Here is a 12524-nt window from a genome sequence, read left to right as displayed (position 1 = left end):
ACGCAAGCAATCTACAGATTAATCCAAGCATAAACTTACCTTAATCATCTTTTATATGGCGCTTATCCCCCTTTAAACAGGAAGAGCCGTCAACTACACTTAAGATGTTGTTATTGCTGGAATATTTTAATGAAAGCACTTTTTATTCCTGTGGTTCGCTTTGTGTCTGTATTGCGCTTCGCACAAAAATTTGTCCTGATTGCTTTTGTGTTAGCAATCCCCACCATTTATATGCTCAGCCTCATTTTATTGGGTTTCAGCAAAGACCTGACCACCGCCCGTAACGAGCATCTTGGTTTGCAATACGCCACCCAGCTGCGGGATGTGATGACCCTGACACAAAGCCATCGCGGCTTAAGCTCATCCTATTTGCAAGGCAAAACCGATTTTGGCCCGGATATCGTGGCCAACGAGCAAAAACTGAAAACAGCCATTCAAAACACGGATGCCCTAATTAATCAAAATCACTTCCCCAGCTTAAACTCAAATTGGACGCAGCTAAAATCACAGCTGGAATCATTAACGGCCCGCTGGAAACAAAACCAGCCCGCAGAAAACTTCAGCGTGCACACCGGGCTGATTGATCAGATAATTAAAATCACCAGCGATCTGGCGCATCTCTCCGGGCTGACACTTGATCCGGAAACAGACAGCTACTACCTGCAGGATGTTTATTTCTCCCAGCTGATTCCGGCGGCGGAAGCGCTTGCCAAAGCCAGGGGCTTGGGCGCGCGCCTTGCCACCGCAAAAACCGCCACATCAGATGAAATCGCGCAAATGAATACCCTTGGCGCCATCATCGCCTTATCTGCAGACCCCATGAAGGAAAAGCTGGCCCGCACCAGCGCTACTGAGCTTCTTAATGAAGGAAAGTCTCTGGCAGAGCTGATGCATGCCGATCATGCCTATCTGCTGAAAGCCTTTGCAAATACCGAAATCAGCGTCGATCCTAAAGCTCACTTCACCCGCATTACGGCATCCATTGAACAGGTCAACACACTGACCGGGCATATTTTTGAATCAATCAATGCCTCATTAAGCCTCAGAGAGCAAAGCATTGAACAAAGCAGGCAGATCATGCTGGTATTAACTTCATCCATGCTGCTATTGGGGGGCTATTTATTTATTGGCACCTATCTTTCCATCCATGGTGCCGTCAGAACACTGCGCCGAGAGGCAGAAGCCTTTGCCAGCGGTGATTTATCGCGCTTTGTACATCTGAACGTAAAAGACGAATTAGCCGAAGTGGGTGACAGCTTTAATGCCATGGCCCAAAGCCTGCGGCAAATTATCCAGCATATTCATCTGAATACACAGGCCGTTGCTCGTGCCGCAAAGCAGCTCAATCACAATGCCGCATCCATGCAGGAGGCCTCCTTATCCCAGGCCAATGCATCGGGTGAAATGGCCGCCGCCATAGAAGAAATGTCAGTCAGCATTTCAACCGTGTCAGAGCACGCCGCCTCATCCGAAGAGCAGGCAAACAACGCACAAAATGAAGTCGATCAGGGCCAGCGGCTGATGCAGGATGTATTAACTGAAATTGTTGAACTATCAGCCAATCTGGAAACGCTGGGCGGCAATGTAGACAGTATGAAGATACATTCCAGCGAAATAGGCAAAATTGTGCAGGTCATTAAAGAAATTGCCGAGCAAACCAATCTGCTGGCGCTCAATGCCGCCATTGAAGCTGCACGCGCAGGGGAACAAGGCCGAGGATTTGCAGTAGTGGCCGATGAAGTCAGAAAACTGGCAGAAAGAACCGCATCGTCTACGGGTGAAATCACATCACTAGTAGACACCATACGCAGAGATACCGACGCTGCAGCGAAAGGCATGGAAGTGGCTCGCCAGGAAATGGAGCGTGGCAGCCAGCGGGTAGAAAAAGCCACGTTTGCCTTTGCCCACATTAAAGACAGCAGCAAGGCCGAGCTGAACGCAGCCGCCGAAATCAACACAGCCATGGCCGAGCAAAAAATCGCCAGCCAAACCGTAGCCCAAAGTGTTGAACAAATTGCCCGCATGGCCGAAGACAACAGCGCACGGGCCGATCAGAATTCAGCCCTCTCCACCGATTTACAGCGCAGCGCAATCGAGCTAGACAGGCTTGTTTCACAATTTAAGCTGGAATAAACCGGCGTTTTTAACACTGAATTCGCATCGCGCCACACCCGCTAAGGCCTGCGGACGAGATAACGCTGCTGAATCTGCTTTAATGTGCCGTCTTTGATCAGATCTTCTAGCGCCTGCTGAAACGCCTGAAAAACTGGCTGGCTGACACTGACACGGCTGAAGGCAAAATATGCCTCCTGAGTCGGCCACTCTTGGGCGAGCGGCGCCAGCTCATCGGCCAGCTTTAAATCGTAAATTGCCGCCTGAGTGGCCAATAAATCGCCCAGCAGCAGATCGACCCGCCCATGCTGAAGCTTAATTAAATTGATCGCCATCGTGGGCGCGACATCCACAATCACGCCCGCTGGCGGCGTTTTCAGCCACTGATCCAGCGCCACGCCATAACTATCCCCACGGGAAACCCCCAGCGCCACAGGCCCAAGCTTACTTAATTCGGCTAGGGTATTAAAAGACCAGCGCCCATCTTTCTTACGCACAAAAAAATGCACATTGCTTGGGCGATAGGCTCGAGAAAACAACATCGTTCGCTCGCGCTCCGGCGTTTTAAGTACCTCCATCGCCAAATCGGCCTTGCCCTGTGCCAACTCATTTAATGTCCGCTTCCATGGCATTTGTGCAAATTGCAAAGGGCAATCCACCCGCTTTGCCAACGCCTGCAGCACCTCCACCGCCAAGCCCTGCATCCGGCCCTTCTCATCCTTAAAATGATAAGGTGGCCAAGTATCCCAACCCACAATCAAAGGCCGCAAACAGGGGCTGGCCGCAAAGAGACTGCTGCAGACCCCCAACGCCAGCGCGCACAATGTAGCGGATACCTTACATCTGGAAACCATCATTCATCTGCTTACAAAAGGATGAAGAGATAACATTTAAAAACTTAAATATCCATCTATAGCCACTTTAGAGCACTCACTACGGGCAAAGCAATGGATGAAAAAAATGAGCCACCCAATAGGTGGCTCACAAGAAACACGCAGCTCAGCGGCAAACACCCCTGATATAAAAACGATGTACTGCCACAACTCAGCCCTTCACCCCGCCCGAAGTCAGGCCGGATACCATCCAGCGCTGGGCGAATAAGAACAGCAGGCTGATAGGCAGGCCGGATAAAATCGCGGCGGCGGCAAAATCGCCCCACAGGTAGTTCTGGGTATAGAGATAAAGCTTGGAGCCCACCGCCAGCGTCATTTTATCCTGCTCGTGCAGCAGCACCGATGCCACCGGGTATTCGATAATGCCGCTGATAAAGGCCAGTAAAAACACCACAAATAAAATCGGCACGGCCATCGGCAAAAGCACGTAGCGGAAAGATTGAAACGCGGTAGCGCCATCGACTCTGGCAGCTTCTTCGATCTCCACCGGAATGGTGTCAAAATAGCCTTTGATCGTCCAGATATGCAGGGCAATGCCACCAGCATAAGCCAGCACTAAGCTACCGTGGGTGTCGATGCCCAGCCACGGCACATAATTGCCGATTTCATCAAAGATGGCATAAATCGCCACCAGCGACAGCACGGCGGGAAACATTTGTAAGAGCAGCAGAGCATTCATGCCAAACACGCGGCCACGAAATTTAAGCCGGGCAAAAGCATAGGCGCAGCTGGTAGACAGCAGTAAGATCACGCCCGCGCTGATAAAAGCCACCTTCACCGAGTTAAACAGCCACAGCAGCACCGGGAATTGCGGCTTAATCAAGACGCCATCACCATCCACATAGCTAAAGCCCAGCGCCAGCTTCCAGTGCTCCAGACTAATCGTGTCAGGAATCAGGCTGCCAGCCGCAAAATTACCTGGCCGCAGCGAGATGGAAATAATCATAAAAAACGGAAATAAAATCAGCAGCAAAAAGGCGATCAGCGCAAGGTGCGCGCCCAGCACCCGCCATTTATGTGATCGATCAAGCACCATGGCCATTATCGTTTCTCCTCTTGATTCACACGGGTCAGCTTTAAATTAATGAGCGACAGCACCGCCACCAGCGCAAAAATCACCGTAGAAATGGCCGCTGCCAAGCCAAAGTTTTGCCCCGAATCCTGAAAAGCCAAGCGATAAGTGTATGAAACCAAGATATCGGTAGTGCCAGCAGGCACTTTGCTATCAATAAAATCTGGCCTGCCATCGGTGAGCAAGCTGATCAGCACAAAGTTATTAAAGTTAAACGCGAATGAGGCAATCAAGAGCGGCATCATCGGTTTGAGAATCAGCGGCAGGGTGATTTTAAATAAATTAGTCAGCGGACCCGCACCATTAATGGCCGAGGCTTCGTATAAATCGCTAGGAATGGATTTAATCAGCCCTGAGCACAGCAGCATAATGTAAGGATAACCCAGCCAGGTATTTACAATTAAGATCATTGCCTTGGCATTAAACGGGTCTGAAAACCAAGCGGGCCGCAAGCCAAATAGGCCGTTGAGCACCATATTGATTTCACCAAAGCTTTCATTAAATAAGCCACGGAATACCAGAATCGAAATAAAACCCGGTACGGCGTAAGGCAAAAACAACAGCGTGCGGTACACACCGCGAAAACGCAGCGCTTCCCAATTCAGCACCACCGCCAGCACCATGCCCACCACAAAGGTAAACACTACCGTCAGAAAAGCGAATAACACAGTCCAGCCAAAGATTTTAAACATCGGCCCCTGGAAATCGTCACTGGCAAAAATCCGCGTGAAATTACTAAAACCCACATTCACTTTAAAGCCCGGAATCAAGTTTTCACCTGCGGCTGTTTCGTAAAATCCGGTTTTAAAGTTGGGCTTAATCAGGCTGCCATCTTGGGTATTACGCAGGCTGCCATCTGCATTTTTTTGGTATAAAAGCTGGGTAGGCGAAAACTGGCTGAGGCTGCTTAAACGCCATGACTGGGTTTGATTGGGTAAAGTGACGCGCAGCGCTTTTAACGCTGATTGTTTGGCAATCACCGTTTTAATAGATTCTTTTTCGGCCAGGTTTTCAGTGCCCAGCACTTGCAATTGCAGCTGTTGTGGCTTGTTGTCTTGTAATTTAAAAGGAGGAGAAACCCAGCTCTGCCCTGCTTCATCGCTTAATTTAAGCCGGTATTGCCCACCAGCCTGATGCAGGGAAAACGCCATACCTGCGCCATCTGCCGTGGTGGTTTCGCTCAGCATATAGGCCGTTACGCGATCAAAGCTCAGCAGATTGGTCGAGCTGTAATTGGTAAAACCAATCCCTGCGGTATACACAGCGGGGAAAACAATAAACACCAGCACAGCCGCCACGCCCGGATAGAGATAGCGGTAAGCGTAAGCCTTGGGCGATAAAAACACCCAGGCGCTGGCGGCCATTACCACCAAGCCAGCCACAGCGCTTAAGGTATGCCCTGCCTGATAAACGCCCAGCAGCAGCCACAAACCCGCTAGGAGCAGCACCCCACCTAGCGAAGCCAACAGCCAGCGCCTATTCAATCCGCTCATTCTATTTTCCCTTAGTCGCATAAACCAGCTGCGCCCTTGCTAATAAATATTTCAAACATCGAATCATCGTAGTGCGGGTGAAACCCGCCAGATTTTTCTATGAAATTGTGTAGAAAACGGCGGGTTTCACCCCATACGCGCTAACCAAACTTTTTTGTCATTAGCAAACAGCGAAAAACACGATACCCACGCTCTCGGCACGGGGCTTAAGTACCCCCCTGAAGCACGCCGAAGCGAGGAACAAGCGGGGTGGGGTAGTCGTCAATTCGTGTTTGAGCGAAGCGAGTTGAATTGACGCCACCTCGATTGTCCGCAGTGAGGGGCCTTCGTGCTGTTTGGGGCGGCCTTCTTTGGCTTCGTTTCTTGGCCGCGCAAGAAAGGAAGGTCCAGCGGGACGCCCGCACCAAAATTAATGTGCCGAAGGCACTAAAAAAAATGGCTTTTGACTTTGCTTAGCGCATATGGGGTTTCACCCGCCCTACAAAAAAAGCCATACATACCAATAGATCCAATTGATATCTATAGAGCGAGCAAGTCTTTCACTCGCGGCGGCAATGCACGCGTGGGCACGATAAAACCGTGTGCCCACCCTACAAATATCACGATCGCAGTAAACAATTCGCCTTACTTACTGCTAATCCGTGCCGCTGCAGCATCCAGGCCCTGCTTAGGGGTTTGGCGGCCTTGCGTTACATTTTGCAATGCTGATTTTAATGAAGCCCAGAAGCGGCCCATTTCCGGGATATTAGGCATAGGCTGGCCCGCTTTAGCAGATTCCATCGATGCTTTAATCGCCGGATCAGATTTCAGCTCATTAAAAAAAGCTTTATTGGCGGGCACGCCCAAGGGCACATCGGCATTCATGGTTTTAAGGCCTTGTACGGTGAGCATATGGTTTTCTAAAAACTCCACCGCCAGCTCTTTATTCTTAGAAGAGCGATTCAGCATGGCACCCAATACACCCACAAAGGGCGCGCCCGGCTTACCATTAATCGATGGAATTGGCGCTACTGCCCAGTTGATTTTGCTCTTTTTCAGATTGTCCCAGGCCCAGGGGCCATTGATCATCATGGCGATCTTGCCCTGATTCACACCGGCTTCCATATCGGCATAAGTCGCGCTTTTTGGCATGACGCCGGTTTTAATCATTGTATTAATGGTTTCTAAGCCCGCAATAGCTCCAGCATTGTTGACGCCCACATCTTTCGCATCGTAAGTGCCATCAGCCTTAGGCTTAAAGGCATACGCGCCGCCTGCTGCCAGCAATGGCCAGCTAAAATAAGGCTCGCCGTAATCCCACAGAATGGCTTTTTTGCCCTGCGCGGCTAGTTTTTTATCCAGCGCCATCACATCATCAAAGCTCTTAGGCGGCACAGGTACGAGGTCTTTGTTATAAATCAGCGCCAGCGCTTCAATGGCAATCGGATAGCCCCATTGTTTACCATTTACGGTAAAAGCTTTCCAAGCCAGCGGGTCGATCTCGGCCTGCACTTTCTTGGATGGCGTAATCGGGCTAAGTAAGCCTGCCGTCATCCATTCACCTAGGCGATCATGCGGCCAGATCCAGATATCCGGGCCTTTGCCTGCGGCAGCCGCCTGCTGAAATTTAGAAGGCGCATCTTCGGGATGCTCCACCACTACCTCTACCCCAGTGGCCTTGGTAAAAGCGGCGCCCACCTGCCCGATGCCCTTATAGCCCTTATCGCCATTCACCCAAATCACCAGCTTATCTGCAGCAAAAGCAGGCCCGGCAAAAGAAATCGCGACTGCTGCTGCGATAGTAGAAACTGCAAACTTGCCAAACTGGCGGCGTGTTGTATTCATAAACCCTCCAAAAAACCAAGCAAAGCCCTTGCCAGAGAAATACCCAGCGCAGGCAAAATAAAGCTGCAATTTTTAAAAAGCCAAATGATTATTCGGCCAGTGGGTGAAGACGGCGCATTGCGCTGCCATCGGCTTTAAACAAGAAACCGTGCTCCGGCCTAAAGTGCAGCACGCTGCGCTCGCCCGGTTTTGAGCTAAACAGCGCAGGCATACGGGCCACAAAGGTATCCCGCATGCCGGGCACTTCTAAATACAACATCGATGCTTCACCCAGCTGCTCCAGCGCCAGCGTGATACCGCTCAGCGCATTACTGCCCGCTGCGGGTGAAATTTTCAAATGCTCGGGGCGCACGCCCAGTGTGACTTCGTCACCGATATTTGCGCCTGCCGCATCCACCGTCACCGCAAGCTGGCTGCCATCTGCTAAGGCAACTGTCACGCTGCCTTCATCAATTGCGGCAATCTTGGCGCTTAAAGTATTCATTTTGGGCGAGCCAATAAAGCCCGCTACAAACAGATTATCCGGCTGGTAATACAGCTCAATCGGCGTGCCAACCTGCTCTACCTGCCCGGCACGCAGCACCACAATCCGGTCGGCCAAGGTCATCGCTTCGGTCTGATCGTGGGTGACATAAATCATGGTGCTACCCAGCTCGCGGTGCAAACGGGCGATTTCAATCCGCATTTGCACCCGCAGCGAGGCATCCAGATTAGACAGCGGCTCGTCAAACAAAAACACCTTCGGCTTTTGCACAATGGCGCGGCCAATCGCCACCCGCTGCCGCTGCCCGCCCGACATATCGCGCGGCTTGCGATGCAGCAAAGGCTCAATTTGCAAAACTTTGGCTACCCGCTCTACCAGTGGCGTGTATTCGGCTTTTTTCATGCCCGCCAGCTTTAAGCCAAAAGCGAGGTTTTCAAATACATCCATATGCGGGTAAAGCGCGTAGCTCTGAAACACCATAGATATGCCACGTTTTACCGGCGGCAGCTCGTTGACGCGTTGCCCATCGATACACATTTCGCCATCAGTAATGTCTTCTAAGCCCGCAATCGTGCGCAGCAAGGTTGATTTACCGCAGCCAGAGGGGCCAACAAACACAATAAATTCGCCATCTTTGATTTCTAAATCGATGCCATGCAGGGTATACACCGAAGAAAACGCTTTTTTAATCCCTTTTAATGAAACAGTAGCCATACCTTACGCCTCTACGCGGGCAATCAGCGCGCCCCAATGGTCAAACTCAATCACGCCTGACTTAATACTTGCGCCACTCAGGCCCGCATCGGCCAGTTGCGTGAGCTTGTCTTTACACGGCAGCGATTGGCGACTTTCAGATAAATTAAATACGCACAACCAGCGCTCACCATTGAGGCTGCGGCTAAAGGCCAGCAGCGGCTCTGGCGCATCCACAAACTGAATATCACCCTGCCAAAGCACGGCTTGCGTCTTACGCCAGCTAATAAAATGGCGATAAAAGTTTAAGGTGGATTCAGGGTCATGCTCTTGCGTGCTGACGGCCAGCTGCTGGTGTGATTCAGGTACCGGCAACCAAGGTGCGCCGGTACTAAAGCCAGCAGCGGCGGCATCATGCTGCCAGGGCATCGGTGTGCGGCAGCCATCGCGGCCTTTAAACTCCGGCCACATGGCAATACCGTAAGGATCTTGCAATAGCTCAAACGGAATATCGGCTTCGGGCAGCCCCAGCTCATCCCCCTGCCACAGGCAGGCAGAGCCTCTAAAACACAGCAGCATCGCCAGCATACTGCGCGAAAATCGCGGGTTTTGACTGTTATTGCCCCAGCGGCTCAGTACGCGCATCACATCATGATTGCCAATAGACCAGCAGCCCCAGCCATCTCCTATGCGCTTTTCAAGGTCTTCAATTTGCTTGCGGATATACGCCGCAGTAAAGTCTTTAGTCAGCAAATTAAAGCTATAGGCCATATTCAGCTTATCGCCGCCTGTGGTGTATTCGGCCATCACTTTCAGGCTGTCGTCATCCCCTACTTCACCCACACTCATTGCGCCGTATTCATCCAGCAGCAGACGCACCCGTTTTAGAAAGTCGATATTTTCTGGCTGGGATTTATCATGTACATGCGCTTGAAAGCCGTAAGGATTATCCGGGCTAACTGTCTTGGTATCTTTACTTTTAGCGGGCGGATTATTACGCAGCTTGCGATCATGAAAATGGAAATTACACGCATCAAAGCGAAAGCCATCCACGCCACGCGCCAGCCAGAAACGAATCGCTTCTAAAATGGCATTCTGCACGTCAGGGCAATGGAAGTTTAAATCGGGCTGGCTGCTTAAAAAATTATGCAAATAATATTGGCAACGGCGCGTATCCCACGTCCACGCGGGGCCACCAAACACAGACAGCCAATTATTTGGCGCAGAGCCATCGGCCTTGGCATCGGCCCAAACATACCAATCGGCTTTGTCGCCCTTACGGCTCAGGCGGCTATCGGCAAACCAGGCGTTTTGATCCGAGGTGTGCGAGAGCACCTGATCGATCATCACTTTTAAGCCCAGCTCATGCGCCTTGGCTAGCACCGCATCAAAATCGGCCAGCGTGCCAAACAGCGGATCAACCTGACAATAGTCGCTTACATCGTAGCCAAAATCTTTCATTGGCGATTTAAAAAACGGACTGATCCAGACCGCATCTACCCCCAGCGCGGCGATATAGGGCAATTTGCCGAGCAAGCCCTGCAAATCACCCACGCCATCGGCATTGGCATCTGCAAAGCTGCGTGGATAAACTTGATAGATGACAGCACCACGCCACCATTCACGATCTGTCTTGAGCATGACTCAATCCATTATAAAATTCCAGGCAAAGCCCGGAGGGGTTCAACACGCTAAGCCAGCCTAAACATCCTGTTTTAGCTGACTTAGCACTTAAGTCTTATTCAAGACCCGAGCTTACTCATGGATCATCTTTTTAGTGCCTTCGGCACGTTGGTTTTGGTGCGGCATCCCCGCGGGGGACTCCCTTTCTTGAACGGCCAAGAAAGGAAGCAAAGAAGGCCGCCCCACGAAACACGAAGACCCCTACGCTGCGGACAATCGAGTCGGCGGCGGGCGGGATTGGCTCGCTGCCTCGCTCCCTGGCCGAAACCCCGCCCCGCTTGTTCCTCGCTACGGCGTGTTTCAAGGGGACTCTTAAGCCCTGTGCCACCAGTCCCGGTAAAAATTCAAACTTTTTAAATTGAACATGACCAGAAATCAAAGCCAATGAACATATTTAAAAGACTTTTCTCCGTGAAACTCCGTGTTCTCTGTGGCCTCCGTGTTTCAAGATTTGGGTTGTCTAATACCAGTTAAGACTGCACCAGCCCAACTTACCACCATACTTCGGCCTGAGCGCCAAAGGTGAAGCCGCTTTTATCATTGCCAAACGGGCCATTGGCCGACAGCGGGTTATTTACCGCTTTCAGGCCAGCCGCTTCTTGAGCGGCTTGATCCCACTTGGCATAAGTTGCAAAAAAGCGCAGTTGTGGGCGGCTGAAAAAGCCTTTTTCTGGCTGCACCAAAAACGCTGCGGTGGTTTTTAATAGATTGCGGGCATCGCCCTCTTCTGGCTTAACGCGGTCGTAACCTACTTCAATGGCAGCGCCAAGGTTATCTGTAAACATATAAGTCGGGCGTACGCCAAACGACATCCAAGTCTGGCCTTTGCCTGCCGCAGCCGGATCGGTTTTTTGCCAGATAGCGGCCATCATGCCGGAATAGCGGCTGTTTTCAGGTTGCCACATCAGCTGCTCAACCACGCGATACGCTTTATCGCCCGAATCAGCGTTTACATTCGGGTAGCCACCCGCAAAGCTAGAGATATTGCCCTTGGCGTATTGCAGGGCAATCTTATTAAAGCCCCCAAAAACGCCACTTTGCGTATGCATCAGATTCAAGCCAAAACCATCAGTAGCCTTGCCCTGATCTTTGTCGGCCTTATTGGCAAAGCGCAAATCAACGCCCACCGTCAGCTCACCATTTGGGTTCACTTTAATGCCAGAGAGGCGGAAATCATGGCCGGATACGCCGATTTTGCGATCCAGATTTTCGATACTGGTGTCGGATGTGGTCACGGTATTTTGACGCCATGCGTAGGCAAATTTGGCAAAACCCACATCTACATTTTCAATCCCAGCGCCGGGGCCGGAGTTATCCCAAAAGTAAAAGTCATTGATATGCACATCTTGGCGATCATAAAAACGCTTACCCGCCCACAGCTTACTTTCCCCTAGGCCTACGCCTTCAGCCGTGACATACATTTCACGGAAAGCAAACTCGGCAGATTTGCCAGAATCACTTTCCCAATCCTGAAACTGCTTGGCAGAAACAGCAAGACGCGATTCAATTCTAAAACGCGTGCCAGTTTCTTTTTTCTCAAATACATTACCGCCCACCGCAAACTCAGCGTAAGTTTCGCACTCATTGCCTAGGCGATACTTAGAGCCTGCGCCATCGAGCTGAAAACAGGATTGCGATCCGCCACCTGTAGCATTCGAGCCAATACCGCTGCGCGCATAGCCATGAAAATCGACCGGCATGGCCAGTGCACTGCCTGCCAGCCCGAGGCCGCAAACGGCCAGCGCTAACTTTGCCGGTGCAAAAATCTGATTTACTGATTTGAACTTCATCTCATCTTTTCCCTGTATAGGTACGGCCATGCAGCTAAAACGAATAAGCCACCTTGTAGTAAATCAATAAACCCCTACAAAACAGCAAATCATATTGCCAAGGCAGATCAAAAGCGCTTTCAATCCATCATTTTATTTGTTTTAAACGGTTTGAAAGCGATAAAAACAAAGCCATCCACAATTTCCAAAGCGGTTTGGATTTGATTTTTCGTAAGTTAATCCAGGGCACTACACGCTGTAAACTACATTGTTAACCCTATTTACAATATTCATACATCATTAAAACGCCCATTTATTTACGCCGCATCCTGAGCTCAGGGCAATAAAAATGCCCGCTTCCTTACAAAAGAAACGGGCAATCAACAAAACGGGTTCTACATTACAAATCGGGCAGAAACAGGGCGTAATTCCCCAAAAAACCACATACCTTTGGCCATTCTAAAAAAACATGAGGATGAGCACGGCTTTATGCCCGCCCAC

The 12524-nt window shown here is 50.7% G+C and carries 8 protein-coding genes; 1 reads left to right on the top strand and 7 read right to left on the bottom strand.

What is annotated here, in order from left to right:
- The first annotated feature begins 129 nt into the window (after window positions 1-129).
- The gene (locus DYD62_RS23600; RefSeq protein WP_115226991.1) at window positions 130-2133 is read left to right on the top strand and encodes a methyl-accepting chemotaxis protein; all 2004 of its coding nucleotides are present in this window, start codon (window positions 130-132) and stop codon (window positions 2131-2133) included.
- 41 nt (window positions 2134-2174) lie between these two features.
- Here DYD62_RS23600 and DYD62_RS08855 read toward each other — a convergent pair whose 3' ends face one another.
- The 7 genes from DYD62_RS08855 to DYD62_RS08825 form a co-directional block, all read right to left on the bottom strand.
- The gene (locus DYD62_RS08855) at window positions 2175-2969 is read right to left on the bottom strand and encodes a substrate-binding periplasmic protein (protein WP_115226990.1); all 795 of its coding nucleotides are present in this window, start codon (window positions 2967-2969) and stop codon (window positions 2175-2177) included.
- Between the two features lie 187 nt (window positions 2970-3156).
- Window positions 3157-4047 carry a maltose ABC transporter permease MalG gene (gene malG / locus DYD62_RS08850; RefSeq protein WP_115226989.1) on the bottom strand — a complete coding sequence of 297 codons (891 nt, stop codon included), beginning with the start codon at window positions 4045-4047 and terminating at the stop codon, window positions 3157-3159.
- Complete coding sequence (gene malF / locus DYD62_RS08845) at window positions 4047-5570, bottom strand: maltose ABC transporter permease MalF (protein ID WP_115226988.1); 1524 nt, start codon at window positions 5568-5570, stop codon at window positions 4047-4049. The genes malG and malF overlap by 1 nt, the downstream gene beginning before the upstream one ends.
- Window positions 5571-6194: 624 nt before the next feature.
- Complete coding sequence (gene malE / locus DYD62_RS08840; RefSeq protein ID WP_115226987.1) at window positions 6195-7394, bottom strand: maltose/maltodextrin ABC transporter substrate-binding protein MalE; 1200 nt, start codon at window positions 7392-7394, stop codon at window positions 6195-6197.
- 88 nt (window positions 7395-7482) lie between these two features.
- The gene (locus tag DYD62_RS08835; RefSeq protein WP_115226986.1) at window positions 7483-8592 is read right to left on the bottom strand and encodes an ABC transporter ATP-binding protein; all 1110 of its coding nucleotides are present in this window, start codon (window positions 8590-8592) and stop codon (window positions 7483-7485) included.
- Between the two features lie 3 nt (window positions 8593-8595).
- Window positions 8596-10212, bottom strand: a complete 1617-nt coding sequence (locus DYD62_RS08830) for an alpha-glucosidase (RefSeq protein ID WP_115226985.1) — start codon at window positions 10210-10212, stop codon at window positions 8596-8598.
- A 533-nt stretch (window positions 10213-10745) separates the two neighbouring features.
- Complete coding sequence (locus tag DYD62_RS08825; RefSeq protein ID WP_115226984.1) at window positions 10746-12044, bottom strand: maltoporin; 1299 nt, start codon at window positions 12042-12044, stop codon at window positions 10746-10748.
- Between the last annotated feature and the right edge of the window lie 480 nt (window positions 12045-12524).

This window comes from Iodobacter fluviatilis (assembly GCF_900451195.1).
In the GTDB taxonomy this organism is placed as follows: domain Bacteria; phylum Pseudomonadota; class Gammaproteobacteria; order Burkholderiales; family Chitinibacteraceae; genus Iodobacter; species Iodobacter fluviatilis.
Note: the sequence above shows the minus strand (reverse complement) of the source record. Positions and strands in the feature narration are given on the sequence as shown.